Annotated in this window: 22 protein-coding genes; 12 read left to right on the top strand and 10 right to left on the bottom strand. The window is 69.1% G+C overall.

Features of this window, described 5'->3' with window-relative positions:
* Nucleotides 1-78: 78 nt before the first annotated feature.
* On the top strand, nt 79-1,038 hold the full coding sequence (locus QZM35_RS01065; RefSeq protein WP_301775235.1) for a LysR substrate-binding domain-containing protein: 960 nt from the start codon (nt 79-81) through the stop codon (nt 1,036-1,038).
* 45 nt (nt 1,039-1,083) lie between these two features.
* Here the strand turns inward: QZM35_RS01065 and QZM35_RS01060 are convergent, their stop codons facing one another.
* The 8 genes from QZM35_RS01060 to QZM35_RS01025 all read right to left on the bottom strand — a co-directional run bounded on the left by QZM35_RS01060 (nt 1,084) and on the right by QZM35_RS01025 (nt 10,194).
* Nucleotides 1,084-3,396, bottom strand: a complete 2,313-nt coding sequence (locus tag QZM35_RS01060; RefSeq protein ID WP_301775234.1) for a TonB-dependent receptor — start codon at nt 3,394-3,396, stop codon at nt 1,084-1,086.
* Nucleotides 3,397-3,588: 192 nt separating this feature from the next.
* On the bottom strand, nt 3,589-4,806 hold the full coding sequence (locus QZM35_RS01055; protein ID WP_301775233.1) for an MFS transporter: 1,218 nt from the start codon (nt 4,804-4,806) through the stop codon (nt 3,589-3,591).
* Nucleotides 4,803-5,879: an ABC transporter substrate-binding protein gene (locus tag QZM35_RS01050; RefSeq protein ID WP_301775232.1), complete on the bottom strand. Its 1,077-nt coding sequence runs from the start codon at nt 5,877-5,879 to the stop codon at nt 4,803-4,805. Before QZM35_RS01050 ends, QZM35_RS01055 begins: the two co-directional genes overlap by 4 nt.
* 34 nt (nt 5,880-5,913) lie before the next feature.
* Nucleotides 5,914-6,324, bottom strand: a complete 411-nt coding sequence (locus QZM35_RS01045) for a biopolymer transporter ExbD (protein WP_301775231.1) — start codon at nt 6,322-6,324, stop codon at nt 5,914-5,916.
* A complete protein-coding gene (locus QZM35_RS01040) occupies nt 6,324-7,040 on the bottom strand; it encodes a MotA/TolQ/ExbB proton channel family protein (RefSeq protein ID WP_089428299.1) in 717 nt (238 codons plus the stop codon). Before QZM35_RS01040 ends, QZM35_RS01045 begins: the two co-directional genes overlap by 1 nt.
* A gap of 41 nt (nt 7,041-7,081) precedes the next feature.
* Nucleotides 7,082-7,891: an energy transducer TonB gene (locus tag QZM35_RS01035; RefSeq protein WP_301775230.1), complete on the bottom strand. Its 810-nt coding sequence runs from the start codon at nt 7,889-7,891 to the stop codon at nt 7,082-7,084.
* Nucleotides 7,892-7,924: 33 nt separating this feature from the next.
* Nucleotides 7,925-8,971 (bottom strand): ABC transporter substrate-binding protein, encoded by a 1,047-nt coding sequence (locus QZM35_RS01030; protein ID WP_089432154.1) that lies wholly within the window; start codon nt 8,969-8,971, stop codon nt 7,925-7,927.
* Between the two features lie 50 nt (nt 8,972-9,021).
* The gene (locus QZM35_RS01025) at nt 9,022-10,194 is read right to left on the bottom strand and encodes an LLM class flavin-dependent oxidoreductase (protein WP_301775229.1); all 1,173 of its coding nucleotides are present in this window, start codon (nt 10,192-10,194) and stop codon (nt 9,022-9,024) included.
* A 457-nt stretch (nt 10,195-10,651) separates the two neighbouring features.
* Here QZM35_RS01025 and QZM35_RS01020 point away from each other — a divergent pair, with 457 nt between their 5' ends.
* The 4 genes from QZM35_RS01020 to QZM35_RS01005 are packed head-to-tail and all read left to right on the top strand — an operon-like array spanning nt 10,652 to nt 14,486.
* Nucleotides 10,652-11,728 carry an ABC transporter substrate-binding protein gene (locus QZM35_RS01020; RefSeq protein WP_089432152.1) on the top strand — a complete coding sequence of 359 codons (1,077 nt, stop codon included), beginning with the start codon at nt 10,652-10,654 and terminating at the stop codon, nt 11,726-11,728.
* A 31-nt stretch (nt 11,729-11,759) separates the two neighbouring features.
* Entirely contained in the window at nt 11,760-12,866 is a 1,107-nt protein-coding gene (locus tag QZM35_RS01015) for a PhnD/SsuA/transferrin family substrate-binding protein (RefSeq protein ID WP_301775228.1), read from the top strand.
* The gene (locus QZM35_RS01010) at nt 12,866-13,681 is read left to right on the top strand and encodes an ABC transporter permease (RefSeq protein ID WP_089474168.1); all 816 of its coding nucleotides are present in this window, start codon (nt 12,866-12,868) and stop codon (nt 13,679-13,681) included. The genes QZM35_RS01015 and QZM35_RS01010 overlap by 1 nt, the downstream gene beginning before the upstream one ends.
* Before the next feature lie 16 nt (nt 13,682-13,697).
* Nucleotides 13,698-14,486: an ABC transporter permease gene (locus QZM35_RS01005; protein ID WP_301775227.1), complete on the top strand. Its 789-nt coding sequence runs from the start codon at nt 13,698-13,700 to the stop codon at nt 14,484-14,486.
* Here QZM35_RS01005 and QZM35_RS01000 read toward each other — a convergent pair.
* Nucleotides 14,477-15,601 (bottom strand): sigma-54-dependent Fis family transcriptional regulator, encoded by a 1,125-nt coding sequence (locus tag QZM35_RS01000; RefSeq protein WP_301775226.1) that lies wholly within the window; start codon nt 15,599-15,601, stop codon nt 14,477-14,479. The two genes, QZM35_RS01005 and QZM35_RS01000, sit on opposite strands and share 10 nt — an antisense overlap.
* A 120-nt stretch (nt 15,602-15,721) precedes the next feature.
* Nucleotides 15,722-16,402, bottom strand: a complete 681-nt coding sequence (locus tag QZM35_RS00995) for a class II aldolase/adducin family protein (RefSeq protein ID WP_301775225.1) — start codon at nt 16,400-16,402, stop codon at nt 15,722-15,724.
* A gap of 388 nt (nt 16,403-16,790) precedes the next feature.
* On the opposite strand from QZM35_RS00995, the gene QZM35_RS00990 reads away from it, so the two are divergent.
* The 7 genes from QZM35_RS00990 (at nt 16,791) to QZM35_RS00960 (ending at nt 22,938) form a co-directional block, all read left to right on the top strand.
* Nucleotides 16,791-18,074 (top strand): alpha/beta fold hydrolase, encoded by a 1,284-nt coding sequence (locus tag QZM35_RS00990; RefSeq protein WP_301775224.1) that lies wholly within the window; start codon nt 16,791-16,793, stop codon nt 18,072-18,074.
* Between the two features lie 143 nt (nt 18,075-18,217).
* The gene (locus QZM35_RS00985; RefSeq protein ID WP_011694564.1) at nt 18,218-18,508 is read left to right on the top strand and encodes a co-chaperone GroES; all 291 of its coding nucleotides are present in this window, start codon (nt 18,218-18,220) and stop codon (nt 18,506-18,508) included.
* A 12-nt stretch (nt 18,509-18,520) separates the two neighbouring features.
* On the top strand, nt 18,521-20,161 hold the full coding sequence (groL, locus tag QZM35_RS00980) for a chaperonin GroEL (protein ID WP_039354347.1): 1,641 nt from the start codon (nt 18,521-18,523) through the stop codon (nt 20,159-20,161).
* A 532-nt stretch (nt 20,162-20,693) separates the two neighbouring features.
* Entirely contained in the window at nt 20,694-21,065 is a 372-nt protein-coding gene (locus tag QZM35_RS00975; protein ID WP_043178447.1) for a DUF6697 family protein, read from the top strand.
* Between the two features lie 58 nt (nt 21,066-21,123).
* Complete coding sequence (locus tag QZM35_RS00970; protein WP_230624101.1) at nt 21,124-21,342, top strand: hypothetical protein; 219 nt, start codon at nt 21,124-21,126, stop codon at nt 21,340-21,342.
* A gap of 132 nt (nt 21,343-21,474) precedes the next feature.
* Nucleotides 21,475-21,996, top strand: a complete 522-nt coding sequence (locus tag QZM35_RS00965) for a PTS sugar transporter subunit IIA (protein WP_301775223.1) — start codon at nt 21,475-21,477, stop codon at nt 21,994-21,996.
* Nucleotides 21,997-22,044: 48 nt separating this feature from the next.
* Entirely contained in the window at nt 22,045-22,938 is an 894-nt protein-coding gene (locus QZM35_RS00960; protein ID WP_367620776.1) for an acetylglutamate kinase, read from the top strand.
* The last annotated feature ends 41 nt before the right edge of the window (nt 22,939-22,979 follow it).

The raw sequence follows: 22,979 nt of genomic DNA, 5'->3' as shown, positions 1-22,979 counted from the left end.
CATCGTAGGCAGCGAAAATCCCGGCGAACAGCCGCGGTTTCGTTATGATGACAACCTTTCGTTGTCGGGTATCGCACCATGAGCACGATCAAGCTGCATCAGTTGCAGGCGCTCGTCGCGAGCGCGGAGGCCGGCAGCATCCGCGGCGCGGCGCGCACGCTCGGGCTGTCGCAGGCGGCCGTTACGCGCGCGCTGCGCGAGCTGGAGGCCAGCGAACGCCTGCCGCTGCTGGTCCGCGCGCCGGAGGGGATCGGCTTCACCGAATACGGGAAGACGCTGCTCACGCACGCGAAGCTCGTGCTGAAGCAGCTCGAACACGCGCAGAGCGATCTCGAGCGCATGCGCGGCCGCGTCGAGGGCCGGTTGAGCATCGGCGTCACGCCGTGGCTGACGATGACCTTCCTCGCGGAGGCGGTGCTGCGTTTTCGGGAGCAGATGCCGGACGTGCGCCTCGAGCTCTACGAAGCGCTGATGGCCGTCGCGCAGCCGCTGTTGCGCGACGGCGGCATGGACTTCGCGCTCGGGCACGTGCAACCGGGCGGCACGCCGGAATTCGCGTTCGAGCCGATGCTGCGCTACGAGACCGCGGTGATGGTGCGCGCCGGCCATTCGCTCGAGCACGCGCGGTCGATCCACGACCTGCTCGACCACGACTGGGTGCTGAATTTCGCGGCCGACGGCCAGGCCGCGCTCGTCGATTACCTGTTCACGCGCCACGGCGCCAAAATCGACGAGCGGCGCATCGTGCGTGCGCAGTCGGTGGCGATGCTGCAGACGATGCTCGAGCAGGCCGACATGTGCACGTGGTGCCCGACGATCCTCGCGGCCGTGCCGTCGTTCGGCGAACGGATGCGCGCGTTGCAGTTGAAGGAGACCTTCGAGCCGCGCGACCTCGGGATCGTCACGCGGCGCAGCAGCACGCTCAGCGACGCGGCGCGCTGCTTCATCGACTGCCTGCTGCACGTGATCCGCCGGCATGCGCGCTCGGCACGCAAGGCGGATCTCGCGCTGTTCAGGACGCTGTCGCTGCTGATCTGACGCGCGGCAGGCGCGGCTCGCCGCCGCGCCGCCGCATGTTGCCCGTCAGATCTTCGCCGTCAGCGTGATCCCGACCGTGCGCGGATCGCCGTACAGCGCCGGATACGCGCCATACGACGGCAGCAGCTCGAGCTTCTTGTAGACCTTGTTGGTCAGGTTCGTCACGTAGCCCGTCACGATGTACTTCTGGTTCGGCGTCGTGTAGGACACGTGCGCGTTCAGCACCGTGTAGCCGCCCTGCCAGAGTTGCGGCATCGTCTGCCGCGTCGCGCTGAAGTACTCGCGGCTGCGGTAATTCACGTCGCCGCCGGCCGTCAGCGTGCCGAACGACACCGGCACGCGATAGTCGAAGCCCGCGTTGATCGTCGTATGCGGCGAACGCGCGAACGAATTGCCGACGGCAGTCGGCACGTAGCGGAACTCCGTGTAGCGCGTGTTCAGCATCCCGAGGTTCGCGAACAGGTAGAGGCTGTTGACCGGCTGCGCCTTCAGCTCCAGCTCGAAGCCGTCCGCGCGCCCCTGCCCCGCATTCGACAGCGTCGACACCGGCGGCCCGCCGAACGGGTTCGGCGCCAGCGCGAACACCTGGATGTCGCGATAGTCGTAGTGGAACACGCTCGCGTTGACGATCAGCCGCTTGTCGAACCACTCGCTCTTGATGCCGACCTCGTAATCGGTCAGGTACTCCGGCGACACGGTCGACACCGTGCTCTGCGTATACGCGTTGCCGTTGTAGCCGCCCGAGCGGAAGCCGCGCGCATAGCGGAAATACGCGCGCACGTTGCTGCTGAGCGCATATTCGGGCGTGAGGTCCCAGGTCGGCGCGCGCCACGTGTTCGTCTGGTTCTGCCGCGCGCTGACCGCCAGCGGCGACGACACCGACGACGGATCCCACCAGCTGCCCGGGTTGCTGAACGTCACGTTGCCGGTGCCCTGCAGCCCGGTCAGGTTGATGTTCTTGCGCTCGATCGTGTAACGCAGCCCGCCCGTCACGTTGAAGCGGTCGGTGAAGCGGTACTTCACGCTGCCGAAGATTGCAGCGCTCTGCGTGTGCTGCGTGAGGTCGGTCAGGTGGTAGAACGCGGGCGACGGCGAGCCCGGCAGGCCGCCGCCGGCACCCTGTTCGGCCAGTTGCTCGGTGAACAGGTGCGTGCCGACGAGCCAGCTGAACCGGTCGTTCTGCGGCGATTCGAGCCGGAATTCCTGCGAGAACTGGCGGCTCGACAGGCGATCGTGCGAGCGTGCGACGTCGAGCGCGGAATAGTCCTCGTCGTCCTGATACCAGCGATGCAGCCCTTCGAACGCGGTGATCGACGTCAGCGTCACTGCCGGGTTGATGCGCCAGTGCGCGGTGAGCGACGTGCCCCAGGTCGAGATGTGATCGCTCGACGGCGCGTTGAGCGACACCGTGTACGGATCGCTCGACCCGACGAAGCCGAACTGGTTCGCGCCGCCCGGCCCTGCACCCTGCGCGTGCCACGCGTTGCCGCCGCCCGTGTAGTTGCGGCCGTGGATGTTGAACAGGAAATCGGTATCCGAGGTCGGCACGGCCAGCACCTGGAAGCGCACCGCATTGTCGTGGAAGCCGCCGAAGCGCCCTTGCTGCACCGTGTTCGTGTAGAAGCTGTCGGCGTTCTCGTGATACACCGACACGCGCGCGGCCAGCACGTCGTTCTTGCCGATCGGCCCGCCGATCGCGGCCTCCGCGAGCCGGCTGTTGTACTGGCCGAGCCCGATCTTGCCGTAGCCGCTCACGTCGAAGGTCGGCTTCTGCGACGTGATGCTGAGCGCGCCGCCGACGGTATTCTTGCCCCACAGCGTGCCCTGCGGGCCGCGCAGCACTTCGATGCGATCGAGGTCGAACAGCGGGAAGCCTTGCCCGAACACGCTGTTGATGTAGACGTCGTCGAAGTACACGCCGATCGGGCTCAGCGACAAGTCCGACGGATCGTTGCTGCCGACGCCGCGCAGGAACCAGCGCGGCCGCTCGCGGCCTTCGGTCGATTGGCCGGTAAAGTTCGGCACATATTTCGTGACGTCGTTCACCACGCGCAGCTCGTTGTTCTTGATCGTGTCCCCGCTCAGCGCGCTCACCGCGACCGGCACGTCCTGGATGCTCTCCTTGCGCCGGCGCGCGGTCACCGTCACCGTGCCGAGATTCGTTTCGCGTGCGGCCGTGCCGCGGGTCGCACGGGCGGCCTTCGGCGCTGCCGCAGCTGCATCGTCCGCGCCCTGTTGCGCCGGCTTCGCGTCCGGCGCCGCCGTCACCGCGCCCTCTTCCGCCCAGGCGGGCAACGATACGGCTGCACCCGTCAGCAGCCCCCCCAGCGCGGTGACGATTAGTTTTTTCCTGAACATCGATGAGTCATCCTGTTTGATCGGTTGAACGCACGTGCGTGCGCGACGCACGGGTGATCTATTGCAATTCGGATGCCAGCATCGAGAAGCCCGTCGCACGGGGCTTCCGGTATGTGGGTGGCGCGGGTGTTGCTGCATGCGCATCTGTGACGGGAAGCAAACTGCTTGTCACGCAACACCCGATGAGGGTGGTCAGGAGAACTTTGCAGTCACGGACCGCGATGCGTCGCGCCGCTTCGTTGCAACGCGCAACGCGAACGTCACCAGCACGACGACGGGCAGCCAGCACAGAAACACGCCCGGCAACCCGACGATCGGCACGAGCGCGCTGCCGGCCAGCGGGCCGCAGAACGCGCCCGTCATCGACGCGAGGTTGTAGAGGCTCGACACCTGGCTCTTGTCGGCCGGGTGACGGCCGAGGCGCTGCATGTTGACGAGATGCAGCAGCGACGAGCCGGCGCACAGCGCGGCGAGCCCCGCGCCGACGACCCATGCGTCATGGGCGAGACCCAGCGCGAGCAATCCGGCCACGGCGCCGGCGAGACTGAGCGCGTGGCAGCGGCGCGCGGTCATCCGCTGCGCGACATGCCCAAGCCCGAACAGCGCGATCACCGCGACGACGCCCTGCAGCGTCAGCAGCGCGACGGCTTTCGTTTGCGACAGCCCGAGCGACTGGATCGCCAGCACCACCGTATACGCACCGGCGAGCGAACGGGTCGCGCTGTTCACGGCTTCCAGCACGAGCTGCTCGCGCACGTCGTGACTCCACGCGAGCGCCAGCAACGCGCGCAGGCCACCGGGTTCAGGCGGCGCACCGCGCGCCGCGGGCTCCGCATCGCCGAGCAGCGTCCGGCTGAACAGCGCCATGCCCGCGAAGCTCGCGGATGCCACGCAGAACGTCGCGACCGCGCCATGCGCGCCGAGCAGCCCGCTCGCGAGCCACGGCCCGACCATGCCGGACCCGACCGACATCGCCGCACGGTACCAGCCGGCGCGTGCGAGGCCGATCTGCGCGAGACGCGCGAGGAACACGCCGTTGATCGACACGATCCGGAACGGGATGCACAGCCCGATCGACACTTGCGTGAGCGCGATCAGCGACCATGCGCCGGTAAACGGCACGACGAGATTGAGCAGCATCGGCCCCATGCTCGCGACGAAGTACACGCGCCGCGCGCCGTAGCGGGCAACGAGCAGCCCGGCCGGCAGCGTCATCAACGCGATGCCGAGCGGCTCCATCGCCGCGATGATCCCGAGCCGTGCGCTGTCGACGCCGAGCGCGAGCGCGTACAGCGTCGTCGCGAGCTGCGCCATGCTGATCGTCGTGCCGCTCGCGAGCGCCAGCAGCATGAAGCCGCCGGTGAAGCGCTCGCGCCGCCATGCGTCGGCGACGCGTGCCGATGCGCTCACCGCGCGGCGTCGCGAGACCGCGTCGCGATGCCGTCGAGCGCGCGCCGGTCGATCCACGCGCGCACGTCGAAGTCGGCCGGCAGGAAGCGCCATTCGACGAGGAAGCGCTTGAAATCGTCGAGCGCGGCGATCGACGCTTCGTCGAGATCCGTGCGCAGCCGCCGGTGCACGTCCGCACCGTACGCGAGCCGCAGCCAGTCATGGCCCGATCCCGTCTCGCGGCCGAGATAGCCGAGCACGTCCTGCTCGTGCTCGCGCGCCCAGCCTTCGACATCGGTCACGCGCGCGAGGAAGCGGCTGACGATGTCGGGATGCCGGTCGAGCGTCGACGCATTGACGGTCAGCGGCCGCGGCGACCCGTTGTTGATGCGGATCTGCGGATCGGGATGAAAACCGATGTCGACGACCGCCTGTGCGCCGATCAGGTGCGCGGTTTCGAGCCCGAGCGAGCCCTTCACGTAGATCGCGTCGACCTCGCCGCGCACGAGCGCGGCCGCTTCGGCCGCATAGAGCCGGCGGCTCGACAGGCTCGCGGGATGGCTGAAGGCCGCGTCGCGCGTCGCCGGTGTCGACACCGGTGCGCGCAGGTTCGATGCGGGCACGTCGACCCATTCGACGTCGGCAGGGCCGAGCCCGTCGAGCGACAGCGCGCTGACGAAGCCGCGCAGCGCCGCCGCGCGGAAGATGTCGATGCGCTCGCCGTCGCGGCGCGGCAGGCCGATGCGGCGCCCGCGCAGGTCCTTCGGCCGCTTCAGGCCGCTTTCCGGCAGCGCGACGATCGCCTGCGCCTCGTCGACCCAGGTCAGCGCGACCACGCGCGTCTCGGCGCCGGCCGCGCGCGCCCACAGCGCGGGAATGCTGCCGCCCTGCCGGAATGCGTTGTCGAGCGAATGATCGACGTGCGCGTGATGCAGTGCCGCGTGCTGGCTCTCCTGCAGCGTGCGCACAGTGATGCCGTCGCCGGCGAATTCGCTGTCGAGCCAGCCGAGATGCGCGGCGATGCCGAGCGGCGTCGGCACCGGACAGCGTGTGTACCAGATCGACTGGACGTTGGAGGAAGCCGTGATGCTCATGGATGCGTTCTTGGAGGGAGTCGTGAACCGCGCGTCAGCCGCGCGGCGCGGTGAGCACCGACAGCCGCGTGATGCCCGCATGCTCGATCGCGGCCATCAGCTTCGCGACCGTGCCGTACGGCACGTGCTCGTCGGCCTGCAGGTCGAGCGCGACGTCGGGCCGGCCGACCTTCAGCGCGGCCAGCTCGGCCGGCACCGCGGAGAGCGCGACCGCCCGCTTGTCGAGATACACGACGCCCTTGTCGTCGACGCTCACGGTGACGTTCGGCTTGCGATCGGCCGGCGCCGTGGCAACGGTGTTCGGCAGATTCACGTGCACCGCGTTGTTCAGCAGCGGGGCCGTGACGATGAAGGCGACGAGCAGCACGAGCATCACGTCGACGAGCGGCGTGATGTTGATTTCGCTGAGCACGTCGTCGTTGTCGGAGGAAGAGGAGAAGGCCATTATGCGAAGGCCTCCTGACGGGTGTCGCCGGCACGGCGCGCCGGCGCGGGCGCAGCGGCGGCGGCCGGCACGCGGAAGCCGGCCTTCTGCGCGAGCGTGACGAAATCGGTGGCGAACGCGTCGAGGTCGGCCGACGCGGCCTTCACGCGGCGCACGAAGAAGTTGTACGCGAGCACGGCCGGCACGGCGACCGCGATGCCGATCCCGGTCGCGACGAGCGCCTCGCCGATCGGCCCGGCCACGACGTCGATGCTCGCCGACGCGCTGTGCGTGATCGCGGTCAGCGCATGGATGATGCCGAATACGGTGCCGAACAGGCCGACGAACGGCGCGGTGCTGCCGATCGACGCGAGCACCGCCAGCCCCGCCTCCTCGCGCCGGCGCGCGTTGTGGATCTGCTGCCGGAGATGCCGTTCGAGCAGGTCGTGGCGGCTCCAGCTGTGTTCGAGATCGTGCGCGCTGCTCTCGTCGGCGCGCCGCAGCGCGTCGAAGCCCGTCGCGGCGAGTTCGCCCACCGGGCTGTTCGCGCCGTCGAGCGCGGCGGCCTCGTGGAAGCTGTTCGCCGCCCAGAACGCGCTGACGTAGCGCCGGTTGCGCGCGCTCGCCCGCAGGCTCTGGATCGCCTTCACGACGATCAGCGTCCACGTGACGACGGAGAAGACGACGAGCAGCCAGAGCGCGCCCTGGACGATGAAGGTGGTCGGAATACCGTTCATGATGTGAGTTCCTTTGAAAATGTGGCGGGCTGCCCGGCGGGTCAGCCCAGCTTGAAATCGATCGGCACGTTGACCCAGCCGTCGACCGCTTCGTCGCCGCGCTTCGCGGGCACGAACGTCCAGCGCTTCACGGCGGCCACCGCCGCCGTGTCGAGCATGCGGCGGCCGCTGCTCGTGCGGACCTCGACGGAATCGGGTGAGCCGTTCGCGAGCACGTGCACGCGCAGCACGACGCGCCCTTCCCAGCCCTGGTCCTGCGCGAACGCCGGATAGTCGGGCGCCGGGTTGCGCAGGTAGGCCGCGTCGCCGATCGGTGCGGTTTCGCGTACCGGCGCGGCAGGTGCGGCCGGCGCGGGAGCCGGCGTGGCCGGCGCGGCGGCGGCCGGTGCCGCCGTCGCAGGGGCCGCCTCGCGGGTGACTTGCGGCGCGGCAGCGGGCGCCGGCGCCGGATGCGCGACGGCCGCACGCGGCTTCGGCGGGGTCGGCGCCTGCTTCAACGGCTTCGGCGGCACTGCCGGCGGCGGCGGATGCGCGGCCTGCGGCAACGGTTCGGGCGGCCGCGTCAGTTCGACCGTCAACGGCTGCGGCCGCGGCGGATGCACGGGCGGCGCGGCAGGTGTGCGCGCGGCCAGCAACGCGACACCTGCATGCAGCGCCGTGACGGCGAGCGCAATCGCACCCGTGACGCGCCACGCGCCCGGCTTCGCCTTCGGCGCATCCGGCCGTGCCGACGGCGAAGCGGACGGCGGACGCGCGACCGCCGCCGCCCCGCTCGCACCCGCACGCGGCGCAGCACGCGCCGCATGCCGGCGCGCAGGCGGCACGCCGTATTCGATCGTCAGACCTGTCATGCTCGACTCCTTGCAATGACGCGCCGCGGCGCGCTACGCAACCCACGCATGGCGTTGCCGGTCGATGCGCGTGAACGGCGCCGGGTCGATCCACGCGCGCGCATCGAAATCCTGTTCGAGAAAGCCCCATTCGACGAGGAAATCCTTGAACGCGACCAGCCCGTCGATCGACGTCTGCGCGAGCCCCGTCTCCAGATGGCGGTGCACGTCCGCGCCGTACGCATAGCGCACCCACTCGTCGGACGCGCGCGTCTCGCGGCCGATATACGCAACCGTCTCCGCCGGATGGCGCGCGGCCCAGTCGCCCGCCCCCACCACCACCGACAGGAAGCGGCTCACGAGATCGGGGCGCGCGTCGATCAGCGCGCGGTCGACGGTCAACGTGCGCGGCGTGCCGTTGCCGATCCGCACGAGCGGATCGGGGTGCGCGCCGAGATCGATGACGACCTGTGCATCGATCAGATGCACGGTCTCGAGCCCTTCGACGCCTTTCACGAACACCGCGTCGACCTCGCCGCGCACGAGCGCCGCGATCTCGATCCCGTACTCGTGCGGGCCGCGCGCAAACGATGCGGGCCCGGTGCGACGTTCACGTTCGTCGGGCAGGTCGACCCATTCGGCGTCGCCGTGCCCGAGCCCTTCCAGTTCGAGCGCGCTCAGGAAGCCTTTCAGCGCGGCCGCCCGCCAGAAGTCGATGCTGATCGGATGGCGCGGCAACCCGAGCCGCCGGCCGCGCAGATCGCGCACCGAGCGAATGCCGCGATCGGGCAACGTGACGATCGCCTGGAATTCGTTGGTCCACGACAGGCCGATCACGCGCGTATCGGCGCCGCGCGCCCGCGCCCACAGCGCGGGAATGTTGCCGCCCTGCCGGAACGAGTGCGGCAGGCTGTGATCGAAATGCGATTCGCGCTTGCCGGCATCGGCCGTCTCCTGCAGCGAATTCAGCGTGATGCCGTCCGGCCCGAACTCCTCGTCGAACCAGCCGCGATGCACGGCGATGCCGAGCGCGGTCGGCACCGGGCAGCGCGTGTACCAGAGTGCGTCGCAGGCCGTGGCCTGCGCAGCGAGTGTCGTCATGGTGAATGTCCTTGTCGATGTCGTTGGATGGCGCGGCAATGCCGTCGCGCTCATGCGCCGGCCACGCGCAGCGCCGCCTGCGTGCCGCGCGCGTTCAGCGCGCCGTCGACGAGCGGCAGCACTTCCTCGCCCACGCGGTACGCCTCCTCGAGATGCGGGTTGCTCGCGAGAATGAACGTCGACACGCCGATGTCGACGTACTCCGCGAGCCGCTCGGCCACCTGCTCGTGGCTGCCGACGATCACGCAGCCGGGGCCGCCACGAATCTGCGACATCCCGGCCCACAGGTTCGGGCCGACGATCAGGTCGTCGAAGTGCTGCGTGTTGCCCTGGTGCAGCGCGAACTGGCGTTTCGCGCCGACCGACTCCGACGATTCGCCGCGCCCGCCGAAGCCGCCGCGCGTCGCGTCGCCCACCGTCGCGAACATCTGCCGCAACTCGGCCCACGCCTGCTCTTCGGTCTCGCGCGCCAGGACGTCGATGCGCATGCCGAAGCGCAGGTCGCGCTCGGCGTGCTGGCGGTCAAGCGCGCGGCGCGCCGCATCGATCACTTCCTTCTGTTTCGCGAGCGGTTCGCCCCAGCTCAGGTGCACGTCGCCGTGCTTCGCGGCAACCGCGAGCGCGGCGTCGCTCGCGCCGGCCAGGTAGATGCGCGGCGGCTTCTGGCCGCTCAGCGGCGGCAGCAGGCCGCCGGCTTCGACGCGGTAGAAGCGGCCGTCGAACGTGAACGGTTCGCCGGCCGCGACGCCCTTCACGACATCGAGGAATTCGTCGGTGCGCGCATAGCGGCTGTCGTGATCGATGAAGTCGCCGTAGGCACGCTGGTCGGGGCCGCCGCCGCCCGTGACGACGTTCCACTCGACGCGCCCACGGCTGATCCGCTGCAGGCTCGCGGCCATCTGCGCCGCATAGACCGGGTGCACGAAATGCGGCTGCAGCGCGATCAGGAGCCGCAGCCGGCGCGTCTCGCGCGCCAGCGCGGCCGCCACGACCCACGGTTCCTCGGTAAAACGAAAGATCGGAATCAGCGCGCCGTGGAAGCCGGCGATATCGGCCGCGCGCGCGACCTGCGACAGATAGTCGATGTAGCCGAAATCGTCGTCGTCGACTTTCGGCGCGACGCGCGATGCGCGCTGGCGGTTCCATTCGCCGCGCGTATGCAGGTCGTGCGCGCGCCGGCCGTCGCCATGCATCGGCAGGCGCCACAGAAATTCAACAGCCATCGGAGTTCTCCTGGTCGGGCCATTCGGATTGCGTGCGGCATCGCCGTGCCGCGCGTGTGCTGCGCTGTAAAGCACGCGGTGTGCCAACGCGCTCGCCGCTGCGCGAACGTGGTCGCCGGCGATCCCGCGCATTGCCTTGCATACCGGGCGTCAGCGGCAATCGAATCGCCTGCGTTCGCGGTCGTCCATACCGCCGCGACACGCCCGTATCGCGCTGCTGCACCGCCCCCACTGCTGCTGCGCGCGCAACAGCAGCCGACGCGACTGTTGCTGGCGCAACAGGCCCTGCATCGGTACGCGCACCGCTCCTCCCGCGCGATGCCCGCGCCGCGTGCGGCCGCGCCGTTTCCGTTCACTGGCCCGGAACTTGCAACGTTGACCGGCCCGCGCGTGCGACACCGCGACACCGTGCGCGACCGGGCTTCAACCATGCTTACGCAGAGAGGGAATCTCACCCATGACAGACAGGCCCGATTCGTCATCGGACAAGCAGCAGACGTTCTGGTACGCCCGGTCGCCCGTGCCGACCCCGCTCGGCATCGCCGTGCATCTCGGCTGGCTCAACGGCGAGACGTCGGCCGACGGCGTCGCGATCCGCTCGCCGCGCGGCGCCACGCGGCACGACGTGTCGTCGATCAGCGATCACACGCTCGCGCAGTCGTTCCGCCAGGGCGGCAGCATCCCCGCGATGTGGGCGCGCTCGAACGGCGCGAACACGCGCGTGATCGGGCTGTCGTGGGTCGACGAATCGCAGTTGATCCTCGCGCGGCCCGAGTCGGGCATCCGCTCGGTGAAGGCCCTGCGCGGGCGCCGCATCGCGATCCCGAGCCGCCCCGACGACCGCATCGACATCTTTCGCGCGTCGGCGCTGCGCGGCTTCGTCAACGCGTTGAGCCTCGACGGGCTGACCACGCGCGACGTCGAGCTCGTCGACGTGCGCGCCCGCACGCTGCAGGCCGTCGGGCCGGCGCGCGCGGCGGACCTGTTCGCGTCGCCGCACGGCTTTTCGAGCCGCGCGCTGTACGCGGCCGAAGCCGGCGCGCTGCTGCGCGGCGAGGTCGACGCGATCTACGTGAAGGGCTCGACCGGCCTCGAGATCGCGCAGCTGATCGGCGCGCACGTCGTGATCGACATCGGCTTTCATCCGGAGCGCACGATCCGCAACAACAACGGCACGCCGCGCCCGTTGACCGTCAACGCGGACGTGCTCGCGAATCATCCGGACATCGTCGCCGGCTTCCTGAAGCTCGTGGTCGCGGCCGGCGACTGGGCCGGCACGCATCCCGACGAAACCGCGCATTACGTGGCCGGCGAGACCGCGTCGTCGATCGACTGGGTCCGCGCCGCGTACGGCAACCAGCTGCACCGGCATCTCGGCGTCAATCTCGACGACGAATCGGTCGCCGCGCTCGACGACTTCAAGACGTTCCTGCACGACCACGGCTTTCTGGAAGCCGACTTCGACGTCGCCGACTGGATCGACCCGCGCCCGCTCGCCGACGTGCTGCGGCCGTCGCTGCAGAAGCGCGCGTGAACCCCTTTCCCGCCTATCGTTCCGGACCATCATGAAACACACGCTCTCCCTCGCCGCGCTGCGCCGCCCGCTGCACGCGCTGTTCGCCGCGCTGCCGTTCGTCGCGGCATCGCTCGTCGCACCGGCCGCGCATGCGGACGACGCGCCCAAGGTCGTGCGGATCGCCGTCGTCGCCTATTCGAGCGGCGGCAAGACGCAATACGCGGGCGCATCGGCGCTGATCGACGCCGACAAGTCGCTCGAGAAGGCGCTCGCCGCGCGGCACGTGAAACTGCAATGGGTACCCGTGTCGACCGCGGCGGTCGGCACGCTCGTGAACGAGGCGTTCACGAACGGCAGCATCGATTTCGCCGGCTACGGCGATCTGCCGTCGGTCGTCGTCAACGCGTCGGGCACCCATACGCGGCTGATCGTACCGGGCGGTGTCGGCAGCAACACGTATCTCGTCGTGCCGGCCGGCTCGACCGCGAAATCGATCGTCGACCTGAAAGGCAAGCGCATCGCGCTCAATCGCGGCCGGCCGTGGGAAGTCACGTTCAGCAAGCTGCTCGCCGAGAACGGGCTGAAGCTGTCCGATTTCAAGATCTACAACCTCGACCCGCAGGCCGGCGCGGCGGCCGTCGCGGCCGGCCGCGTGGACGGCTTCTTCACGCTGTCCGACGCGTATTCGCTCGTCGACAAGCAGGTCGGCAAGATCATCTGGTCGACCAAGACCGCGCCCGACGACTGGAAGATGCGCGCGGAACTGTGGGCGTCCGACGATTTCGTGCGGCGCTACCCCGACCTCACGCAGCTCGTCGCGACGGCCTACGTGCGTGCCGCCCACTGGATCTCGCAGCCGCGGAACCGCGATGCGTACGTGAAGATCCTGAGCGCGTCCGGCCAGCCGGAAAGCATCGTGCGCCGCGAATACGCGGATGAGGCGACGCCGTGGAAGGACCAATGGGCGCCGCTCTTCACGCCCGCGCTGACCGGCCACTACCGCGACGTCATCGCGTACAGCCGCCAGGCCGGCCTGACGTCCACGCCGGTCGACGTGAACGCGCTGCTCGCGCCGACGTTCGTATCGACCGCGCTCAAGCAGCTCGGGCTCGACGGCTACTGGCGCACCGACGCGGCGCGCGTCGCGAGCCGTTGATGCCGATGCATGCCCTCGCGTCGACCGGCGCACGCGCGCTCCGCCTGCCCGGACTCGCACGGCTCGGCGGCATCGCGCTGTGGTGGGCCACGCCCGTCGCGTTCGTCGCGCTGTGGTGGCTCGCGAGCGCGCAGCGCTGGTTTCCGCCGCAGCTCGTCGTACCGCCCGAGCGGCTTGCGGCAACGCTGCGCACGCTGCTCGACACCGGCGAACTGCGCGACAACCTGCTGATCACGCTGCATCGCCTCGCGCTCGGCTTCGCGATCGGCGCGACCGGCGGTGCCGCGTTCGGCATCCTGCTCGCGCGCAGCCGGCTGTTCGCCGATTACCTGCGGCCGACGTTCGACCTGCTGCGGCAAGTGCCGACGCTCACGCTGATTCCGCTGCTGATCCTGCTGATCGGCGTCGACGAGCCGCTGAAGCTCGTCGTCGTCGGCAAGGCCGTGTTCTTTCCGGTCGCGCTGGCCGCGTACACGGGCGTGCACGACGCGCCGCGCGACCTCGTCGAGATGGCGCGGCACTACGGGCTCGGCCGCTTCGCGCTGCTGCGCGACGTGCTACTGCCGGCCGCGTTGCCACCGCTGCTGACCGGCGTGCGGATCGCGCTCGCGCGCGCGTGGCTCGCGCTCGTCGCGGTCGAGCTGCTCAGCGCCGACAGCGGGATCGGCCAGATGATGGAACTGGCGCGGCAGATGCTGCGGCTCGACGTCGTACTCATCGACGTCGCCGTGATCGGGCTGATCGGCTTCGCGATCGACCGGTCGATCGCGCTCGTGCAACGCTACGCATTGCGCTGGCAGACGCCCGCGCGCTGAACGAACAGGTATCCGAATGACCCTCGCCATCCCCTCATTCTCGTTCGCCGCGCTGCGCCGTCGTGCGCGCGGCCTCGTCGTGCCGGCCCTGCTGGTCGCCGCCTGGCAATCCGCGTCGTCCGGCGACGCGGTCCATCAATACGCGTTCGTGCCGTTGCAACAGGTGGGCGCCGCGCTCGTCGAACTCGCGCGTAGCGGCGAACTCGCCACCGATCTCGGCGCGAGCCTGCGCCGCACGACGCTCGGCCTCGCGGCCGGCGTCGCGGTCGGGCTCCTGTTCGGCGCGGCGATGGCGCGCTCGACGCTCGCGCGCAAGCTCGGCGAGCCGGCGTTCCAGGCGCTGCGCTACGTGCCGCTGCTCGGGCTGATTCCGCTGCTGAGCCTGTGGGCCGGCACCGGCGAATTCGCGAAGGTGTTCATCATCGCGCTCGCCGCGTTCTACCCGATGACCACCGCCAGCTTCGACGGGCTGCGCCGCGTCGATCCGCGCTACGTCGAACTCGCGCAGTCGTATCGCCTGACGCGCATCGGCCTGTGGCGCGACGTGCTGATCCCGGGCGCGCTGCCCGACCTGTTCGCGGGCGTGTTGCAGGCCGTGCCGTTCGCATGGATCACCGCGACCAGCAGCGAGCTGCTGTTCAACGCGGGTGCGGGTGTCGGCAGCCTGATGCAGAACGCGCAGGCCGGCGCACGTGCCGACGTGTTGCTGGTCTGCGTGCTGGGCGTGACGGCGCTTGCCGTCGGCATGAGTGCGCTATGCGAGCGAATCGCGCGGCGTGCGCTGCGCTGGCGCGATCACGCCTGACGGCGCAGCCGCGCGTCGGCGTCGGCGTCGCCCGCGTCGCGCGGCTTCAGGATGCCGAGCTGCGCGAGCCGCGCGCGCACGATGTTGCGCGACTGGTCGAGCAGGCGCGACATCCGCAGCTGGTTGTGGTCGCTGTAGTCGAACACGCTGCGGTAGACGGTGTCCTCGATGTGCTGCCACAGCGCCGGCGTGCCGAGATCCAGCAGTTCGATCACCGCGTGGCGCAGCGCATCGGTGGCCTCGGCCACGTCGCGCGCCCGGCGCGGCGGTGCCGCCGCGGTGCTGCGCGGATCACCGGCATCGGGCGCCAGCGACAGCGCGGAAAACTGCAGGTCGCTCACGTCGATCGCGCCGCCCGCGCAGATCAGCACCGCGTGGTGGATCACGTTCTCGAGTTCGCGGATGTTGCCGGGCCATGCGTGCGCATGCAGCCGGACGCGCGCGGCGTCCGTGAGCGTCGGCGCGGCCACGCGCAGCCGCTTCGCGTAGGTGTCGATGAAGTGTTCGATCAGCGGCGCGATGTCGCCGGGCCGCTCGCGCAGCGGCAACAGGCTCAGCTTCACGACGTTGAGCCGGTAGTACAGATCCTCACGGAAATTGCCCGCGCGCACCGCGGCTTCGAGATTCACGTTGGTGGCCGCGACGAGCCGCACGTCGATCTTCACGGTCTTACGCGAGCCGACCGGCGTCACTTCGCGCTCCTGCAGCACGCGCAGCAGCTTCACCTGCGCGGACAGCGGCAGGTCGCCCACCTCGTCGAGAAACAGCGTGCCGCGATTCGCGGATTCGAACCAGCCGGGCTGGCTGTTGATCGCGCCGGTGAACGCGCCGCGCTCGTGGCCGAACAGCTCGCTCTCGATCAGCGTCTCGGAGAATGCGCCGCAGTTGACCGCGACGAACGGGCCGTCGCGGCGCTCGCTCAGCGAATGCACGAGGCGCGCGATCAGCTCCTTGCCGGTGCCGCTCTCGCCGGTGACGAGCACGGTCGCGTCGCTGGGCGCGACGAGCTGGATGCGCTCGAGCAGCACCCGCGATTTGGGATCGTCGAACGTCAGCGCCTTCGCACGAATCGTGATCGCATGCGAAGTCGGGTCCGGCAAGCTGAAGATGGCCATGGCACGACCGGCGTGTTGAACGGGGAAGGTTCGACGATAGCAAGGCGCGCGCCGGCCACGAACCAATTCATCGAGCTATCGGTATGACGGCGGCCGGATTGCGCCGGCCGCGGCACGAGGTCACGCGAGACCGGTCATCTTCCATTGCTGCTCGAGCGCGCCCGGCCCGAATTCGAGCGAGCCGCCGAGCGGTTCCGCGAGCGCCTGAAAATACGCGGCTTCCTCGAGGATCAGGATGTACTTCGACACGTCGAGGATCGATTTGCCCCAGAACGTCGCACCGCCGTTCGCCTCGATGATCGCCGGCACCTCGGGGTCGCGACGGATCGTGTCGATGATGAAGCGCGGCTCGCCGGGACGACGATCGACATACACCGGAATCTCGCGGGCGCGCGTGTAGCGCGCGGCCGGTGCATAGCGGATCGGCAGCGGGCGATGCGCGCTCGCCCACGCGCCGAGGTACGGGCCGTGCACGTGGATCACGACGCTGACCTCCGGCGCTTCACGGAACACGTCCGCATAGCGCGGCCCGTTGCCGCCCGCGCGCGCGTCGCCGTGCAGCACGTTGCCGTCGAACGTCACGACGACGGGCTGGATCTCCTGCGACGCGGCCCACGGGCTCGGCGCCGATAGCGCGACGATGAGTTCCGTGCCCGGCACGCGCTGGAACGCCTGGAACGTGTTGGTCGCGGACAGCGTGCGCGTGTCCTTCAGCACGCGCTCGGCCTGCGTGAATTCGCGCGTGGCGCGCTCGACGAATGCCACGAGTTCGCCGCTGTCGATGGTTGAGGTGACAGACATGAGGACGGTTTCCTTGATCGGATGGACGGATGGGCTCACATCGCGATGTCGTGACACCGCGACGCACGGCCACCGGATCAGCAGCAATCGTGCCAGCCGGGCAGGCATGCGTCGAAGGCCCGTGGCGCGGTGCGTGTGCGCTTGGCACGACGCGCGCCGTGCGATCCACGCGTGCGCCTCTGTTGCGGGAGCAACAACCTGCCGGCCCGGATTGCTGCGCGACACGCAGCCGCCGAGAGCGTGCGCGGCTTGCCGTACGGCGCAGCGGCCCGTCGTGTCTCGCGCCACGCGCCGAACGGCTGCGCTGGTTCGAAACTTGCGTCGTGGTCGGCCCGCGCCGCGCGCTGTCCGGCGCGCCCGATCCGACTTCACCGACACCCATCCGACCATGACGCTCCTCCCCCTGCGCGGCTACGCCGCGCGCACGCTGCTGGCTTCGGCGCTCGCCGTCTCGTCTCTCCTCTCGCATGCAGCTTCCCCCGGCCGCGTGCCTGCGCCCGATCCGTTGCAGGGCGACGGCCGCGTGTCCGCGTTCTACACCTGGGACCGCGACATTCCGGCGACGCCCGGCGTGCTGTTGCGCACCGAGCCGCTGCCGGCGACGCTCGGGCTCGCGAACGCCGGCCGCCAGTTGCGCATCCTGTATGCATCGACCGACGGCGTCGGCGGCCACACGCCGATCGCCGTGTCGGGCGCGCTGTTCGTGCCGCGCGGCACGCCGCCGGCCGGCGGCTGGCCGATCGTCGCGTGGGCGCACGGCACGTTCGGGATGGCCGACATCTGCGCGCCGTCGTGGTTCGGCCGCTCGTATCGCGACGTGCGCTACCTGAACGCGTGGCTTCAGCAAGGGTTCGCGGTCGTCGCGACCGACTACCAGGGGCTCGGCACGCCCGGCCCGAATCCGCAGCTCAACAACCGCTCGAACAGCTACACGCTGCTCGACAGCGTGCGCGCGGTGCTCGGCGGCGTGCCGGGCCTCGCGAACGAGGTCGTGCTCGTCGGCCAGTCGCAAGGCGGCTCGGCCGTGTTCGCGGCGGCTGGCTACGCACCGGCCTATGCGCCCGAACTCGCGATCCGTGCGACCGTGGCCACCGGCACGATCTACAACGCGTCGCCCGCCACGCTCGCGTCGCTACCGAAGTTCGAGAGCGCGTACCGGCGCGATCCCGAGCGCGTCGATCCGACGCTCGCGTACCAGTTCTATTCGGTGCTCTCCGCGCAGCAGATCGACCCGTCGCTGCGCGCGGACGAGGTGCTGACCGACCAGGCATTGCCGATCCTCGAACAGTCGCGCATCAGTTGCCTTGCATCGCTCGAGGACGACGCGGCGCTCGCGCACCTCACGCACGCGAACACGGTCAAGCCCGGCGGCGATGCGCGGCTGAAGGCATGGTGGGACGAATACCTGACGTACCCGACGCTGAAGATCGCCACGCCCGTCTTCATCGGCGCGGGCGCGGACGACGGGCTCGCACCGCTCGAACTCGCGCTTGCAAAGGATGCGTGCGCGGCCGGCACGACGGTCGAGGCGCACCTGTATGCGGGCCGCGAACACAACGGCACCGTGAACGCGTCGCTGGCGGATTCGATTCCGTTCGCGAAGCGCGTGCTCGCCGGCGAGACGATCCGCCCGGTCTGCACGCCCGCCGCCCAGCCAGCCGTTTCGCAATAGCGGAGGCAACGCGCTTTTGCACGACGGCGCGAATGCATTTCGGAATCCGTTATTGGATTGCACCGCCGCGCATTTTTATACTCGTCAGCACTCTCTGTTAAAGAGTGCCAGCCCAATTCAACAGATCAGCACAGGACGAACCAATGAGCCTACGCCCCTTGCACGACCGCGTGATCGTGAAGCGACTCGACCAGGAAACCACCACCGCATCGGGCATCGTGATCCCCGACAGCGCGGCGGAAAAGCCCGACCAGGGTGAAGTGATCGCCGTCGGCCCCGGCCGCAAGGATACGGACGGCCAGCGCATCGTGCCCGACCTGCAGGTCGGCGAGCGCGTGCTGTTCGGCAAGTACGCGGGCCAGGCCGTCAAGGTGGACGGCAACGAGTTTCTCGTGCTGCGCGAAGAAGACATCGTCGCGGTCGTCAATCAATAACGGAGCGCAATCATGGCAGCGAAGGAAATCATTTTCAGCGACGTCGCACGGGCGAAGCTGACGGAAGGCGTGAACATTCTCGCGAACGCGGTAAAGGTCACGCTCGGGCCGAAGGGCCGCAACGTCGTGCTCGAACGCAGCTTCGGCGCGCCGGTCGTCACGAAGGACGGCGTGTCGGTCGCGAAGGAAATCGAACTCGCGGACAAGCTGCAGAACATCGGCGCGCAGCTCGTGAAGGAAGTCGCGTCGCGCACCAGCGACGCCGCCGGCGACGGCACCACCACGGCCACCGTGCTCGCGCAGGCGATCGTGCGTGAAGGCCAGAAATACGTCGCGGCCGGGCTCAACCCGCTCGACCTGAAGCGCGGCATCGACAAGGCCGTCGCGGCGGCCGTCGACGAGCTGAAGAAGATCAGCCGCCCGACCACCACGAGCAAGGAGATCGCGCAGGTCGCGACGATCTCCGCGAACGGCGAGGAATCGATCGGCCAGCGCATCGCGGAAGCGATCGACCGCGTCGGCAAGGAAGGCGTGATCACCGTCGAGGACGGCAAGTCGCTCGCGGACGAGCTCGACGTGGTCGAAGGGCTGCAGTTCGATCGCGGCTACCTGTCGCCGTACTTCATCAACAATCCGGACAAGCAGATCGCCGAGATCGAAAGCCCGTACATCCTGCTGCACGACAAGAAGATCTCGAACATCCGCGACCTGCTGCCGGTGCTCGAACAGGTCGCGAAGTCGGGCCGGCCGCTGCTGATCATCGCGGAAGATGTCGAAGGCGAAGCGCTCGCGACGCTGGTCGTGAACAACATCCGCGGCATCCTGAAGACGGTCGCCGTGAAGGCGCCGGGCTTCGGCGACCGCCGCAAGGCGCTGCTCGAGGACATCGCGATCCTCACCGGCGGGCAGGTGATCGCCGAGGAAACGGGCCTCACGCTCGAGAAGGCGACGCTCGCCGAGCTCGGCCAGGCGAAGCGCATCGAGGTCGGCAAGGAAAACACGACCGTGATCGACGGCGCGGGCGATGCGAAGAACATCGAGGCGCGCGTGAAGCAGATCCGCGTGCAGATCGACGAAGCCACGTCGGACTACGACCGTGAAAAACTGCAGGAACGTGTCGCGAAGCTCGCGGGCGGCGTGGCGGTGATCAAGGTCGGCGGGGCCACCGAGATCGAAGTGAAGGAGAAGAAGGACCGCGTCGACGACGCGCTGCACGCGACGCGCGCGGCCGTCGAGGAAGGCATCGTGCCGGGCGGCGGCGTCGCGCTGATCCGCGTGCGGCAGGCGATCCGCGAACTGCAGGGCGTGAACGCCGACCAGAACGCGGGCATCAAGATCGTGCTGCGCGCGCTCGAGGAACCGCTGCGCCAGATCGTCACGAACGCGGGCGAGGAAGCGAGCGTCGTCGTCGCGAAGGTGGCCGAAGGCTCGGGCAACTTCGGGTACAACGCACAGACCGGTGAATACGGCGACCTCGTCGAATCGGGCGTGCTCGATCCGACCAAGGTCACGCGCACGGCGCTGCAGAACGCGGCGTCGGTCGCGGGGCTGCTGCTGACGACCGATGCGACCGTGTTCGAGGCGCCGAAGGACGCGGCACCGGCGGCGGCGCCGGGCGGCCCGGGTGCGGGCGGGCCGGGGTTTGATTTCTGATGACCCGACGCGTATGCCGGTTCGCCGGCATGCGCGCCGTCCTGAAGCAACCGGAAACGCGTGGCGACGATAGTCGTCACGCGTTTTTTGCTTGGTGCGCCGGACCGCACGGACTACACAACCTTTACGACCTTTTTACTTGCGCCCGCGTATGCGTTCACTAGAATGTGTTCGCAATCCATCTATTACCGAGTACGCCCATGCGCATCCGAAGTCCTCGCCCTCCGAGTTGCTTTTCTGCCTGACCGGCAGGACGCCTGCGTCTCTCTGTTCCCGAGCCACCGTCCTGCCGGCAGGCGGACGGTGCGCGCCGTAGTCCTTACCTTGCACGCTTGAACACGACGTCGATGCGCCAGCCGCGCATCGCGCGATGCGAGCGTGTTCGCGCGGAAATTCCCGCCTCACGATGCGCCATCGATCCGCCGCCCCGGCAACGATCGATTGGCATGCCTGAGTCAGAAATGTCGATCCGATCGCGTTGCTTTGCATACCTGATTTAACCAACGGAAGTTTCCGATACCGGAGCCCGATCATGTTCGAGATCGACAAGCAGTACACCCGCGAATTCATCCACACCGCCTGCGGCGGCAGCAAACAGGCATTCCTGCCGACGAAGAACGGCAAGGTCGTGGCCGCCTGCCTGCGCACGGACCTCAACCCGCACGCGCCCGACGTGATCCTCTGCGACGGCAGCGCGTCCGCGCGGGCGGCCGGCAGGACGCTCGCCGCGCAACGCGATGCGATTCCGGTGTTCATCCGCATGGCCACCGATGCGTACCGCTTCGTCGGCCAGTACGTCGTCAGCGAATCGCTCACCGCACCGCTCGACTGCGCGCCTTACGTACGCAACAGCAGCTTCACGTCCGGGCAGATCTCGCGCGTGCTCAAGCTCAAGCGTTGTTGACAGGCATGCCGGGCGCGTCGCGCGCCCCATTCCGGCCATCTTTCATACAGGAGCCATCATGCTTGGCCTGACGTTCTGGAAACACGTGATCGGTACGCGGACCGATGCAATCCGCGATGACAGGGCGGCTGCACACGACCGGCACCGACGGGTGTCGAGAACGCTCGTGCTGACCAGCGCCGCGGTGGCGTTCGCGGCGATCGCGTTCGGCGCGCCGGTGGTCGGCATTTCGGTGTTTCTGCTGACAACGCTGCCGTTCGTGCTGTCGGGTACCTGAAGCGCTACGCTTCGGGCCCGGTTCCACCGGCAATCGATACACAATTTTAATGCCGGGCCCGCTCGTATCTAACACCGTCTTTACGCGGCTTTGTCTAGGATTTCCCTGTCATCCCGACACGGAGAGATCCGCATGCAAACGCAGCAGGCCGCCGCCGGCGGCCAACCCGACCTTCCCTACCGACGCGGCGGCACACCGTTCGCGACCCGGCTGGCCGACGCCTGCCCGCCGGACCACATCCTGCTCGACGTACCGGTCGAAAGCGCGATCCAGTTGTTCGACCTCGTCGCGCGCTATGTCGAGCGCAGCAGCGGCGTATCCGCGGAACGGATCAGGACCGAACTGACGAAGCGCGAGCAACTCGGCTCGACCGGCCTCGGCCAGGGCGTCGCGATTCCGCATGCGCGTGTCGCCGGTCTCCGCTCGGCCGTCGCGCTGTTCGTTCGCGCGCAGTATCCGTTCAGCTTCAACGCACCGGACCGCAAGCCCGTGCGCGAATTCATCGTGCTGGTCCTGCCGCAGGAAGACAACCGCGCGCACCTCGAACTGCTGGCCGACGCGGCGCGGTGTTTCAGCGAACGCCCGTTCCGGCAGGCATCGCGCGATGCGCTGACGCCGGACGAGATTCACCAGCTGATGCAACGCACGCCCTGATGCCGCGCCCTGCGGCGGCAGGCATTCCCTTCATCCATTCGAATTCCCATGTTCCCAGACCCTGAAAGTCCCACCCCGACGTCCCGCCGCGTAGCCGGCCTGGCGCGTTCGCTACCGTTCATGCAGGCCCTGCACGGGCAGACCGTCGTCATCGTCGATGGCGGCGCCGCGAGCGATGCGCGCGCCCGCCAAGCATTCGCGCAGGATGTCGCGCTGCTCGCGCTCACCGGCGTTCGCCCGATCGTCGTCCAGGGCGTGCCGGCCGCCTCCGGTACGCAATCGATCCACACCGTTCACGCGGCGATGGCCGGCGTCAATCATGAACTGGTGCGCCTGATCGGCAGTCACGGCGCCAAGGCAATCGGAATCGACGGTCACGACGGCGGCCTGCTGGTGGCGAGCGCGGATTCCGACCGCGTGGGCACAAGCGCGGTCGCACGGTTCGACGGCACCGCGCTGAACGCGTTTCTCGAGAACGGACTGGTGCCCGTCGTGATGCCGGTCGCCCCGGACGACGCAGGCCACGATCACCTGCTGCGCGCGGAGCGGCTCGGCAGCCTCTTCGCGCAGCGCACGGGCGCCGTCACGCTGGTGATGATGGTCGACGGCACGCTGCTGCGCGAACTTGGCGAACTCGCGGGGCTGTACGGCATCACGGAACTCGAGCACTGGCTCGCCGAGCACCCGGCCGCCGCGGCGGCGCCTTGCGTGCGGGACGCGCTCGATGCGCTTGCGCACGGCGTGCAGAACGTCCATCTCGCCGACATCGGGCAACCCGAATCGCTGATCGACGAACTGCTGACGGAAGAGGGATCGGGGGTCGTGTTCTGCCGTCGCGGCAACACCGACCTGCTGTCGGAAACCCGCCGCTATTTCGCGGATTCGGCGAGCGTGCTGCGCGACGGCTTCAGCGTCGAGCAGAAGCAGGTCGTGCGGTTCTGACTTTCTGGTAGCGATAAAACGCTTGCGGCGACCCACCCGGG

The sequence above is a fragment of the Burkholderia sp. AU45274 genome, assembly GCF_030482505.1.
Classification (GTDB): Bacteria; Pseudomonadota; Gammaproteobacteria; order Burkholderiales; family Burkholderiaceae; genus Burkholderia.
The sequence above is the reverse complement of the archived record's forward strand: the minus strand, read 5'-3'. Positions and strand labels throughout refer to the sequence as shown.

Excerpts from the sequence above, each read along its gene's own strand:
- QZM35_RS01065 (WP_301775235.1), top strand. The coding sequence starts at position 79 with ATGAGCACGATCAAGCTGCATCAGTTGCAGGCGCTCGTCGCGAGCGCG.
- QZM35_RS01060 (WP_301775234.1), bottom strand. The coding sequence starts at position 3,396 with ATGTTCAGGAAAAAACTAATCGTCACCGCGCTGGGGGGGCTGCTGACG.
- QZM35_RS01050 (WP_301775232.1), bottom strand. The coding sequence starts at position 5,879 with ATGAGCATCACGGCTTCCTCCAACGTCCAGTCGATCTGGTACACACGC.
- QZM35_RS01045 (WP_301775231.1), bottom strand. The coding sequence starts at position 6,324 with ATGGCCTTCTCCTCTTCCTCCGACAACGACGACGTGCTCAGCGAAATC.
- QZM35_RS01040 (WP_089428299.1), bottom strand. The coding sequence starts at position 7,040 with ATGAACGGTATTCCGACCACCTTCATCGTCCAGGGCGCGCTCTGGCTG.
- QZM35_RS01035 (WP_301775230.1), bottom strand. The coding sequence starts at position 7,891 with ATGACAGGTCTGACGATCGAATACGGCGTGCCGCCTGCGCGCCGGCAT.
- QZM35_RS01030 (WP_089432154.1), bottom strand. The coding sequence starts at position 8,971 with ATGACGACACTCGCTGCGCAGGCCACGGCCTGCGACGCACTCTGGTAC.
- QZM35_RS01025 (WP_301775229.1), bottom strand. The coding sequence starts at position 10,194 with ATGGCTGTTGAATTTCTGTGGCGCCTGCCGATGCATGGCGACGGCCGG.
- QZM35_RS01020 (WP_089432152.1), top strand. The coding sequence starts at position 10,652 with ATGACAGACAGGCCCGATTCGTCATCGGACAAGCAGCAGACGTTCTGG.
- QZM35_RS01015 (WP_301775228.1), top strand. The coding sequence starts at position 11,760 with ATGAAACACACGCTCTCCCTCGCCGCGCTGCGCCGCCCGCTGCACGCG.
- QZM35_RS01010 (WP_089474168.1), top strand. The coding sequence starts at position 12,866 with ATGCCGATGCATGCCCTCGCGTCGACCGGCGCACGCGCGCTCCGCCTG.
- QZM35_RS01005 (WP_301775227.1), top strand. The coding sequence starts at position 13,698 with ATGACCCTCGCCATCCCCTCATTCTCGTTCGCCGCGCTGCGCCGTCGT.
- QZM35_RS01000 (WP_301775226.1), bottom strand. The coding sequence starts at position 15,601 with ATGGCCATCTTCAGCTTGCCGGACCCGACTTCGCATGCGATCACGATT.
- QZM35_RS00995 (WP_301775225.1), bottom strand. The coding sequence starts at position 16,402 with ATGTCTGTCACCTCAACCATCGACAGCGGCGAACTCGTGGCATTCGTC.
- QZM35_RS00990 (WP_301775224.1), top strand. The coding sequence starts at position 16,791 with ATGACGCTCCTCCCCCTGCGCGGCTACGCCGCGCGCACGCTGCTGGCT.
- QZM35_RS00985 (WP_011694564.1), top strand. The coding sequence starts at position 18,218 with ATGAGCCTACGCCCCTTGCACGACCGCGTGATCGTGAAGCGACTCGAC.
- groL (WP_039354347.1), top strand. The coding sequence starts at position 18,521 with ATGGCAGCGAAGGAAATCATTTTCAGCGACGTCGCACGGGCGAAGCTG.
- QZM35_RS00975 (WP_043178447.1), top strand. The coding sequence starts at position 20,694 with ATGTTCGAGATCGACAAGCAGTACACCCGCGAATTCATCCACACCGCC.
- QZM35_RS00970 (WP_230624101.1), top strand. The coding sequence starts at position 21,124 with ATGCTTGGCCTGACGTTCTGGAAACACGTGATCGGTACGCGGACCGAT.
- QZM35_RS00965 (WP_301775223.1), top strand. The coding sequence starts at position 21,475 with ATGCAAACGCAGCAGGCCGCCGCCGGCGGCCAACCCGACCTTCCCTAC.
- QZM35_RS00960 (WP_367620776.1), top strand. The coding sequence starts at position 22,045 with ATGTTCCCAGACCCTGAAAGTCCCACCCCGACGTCCCGCCGCGTAGCC.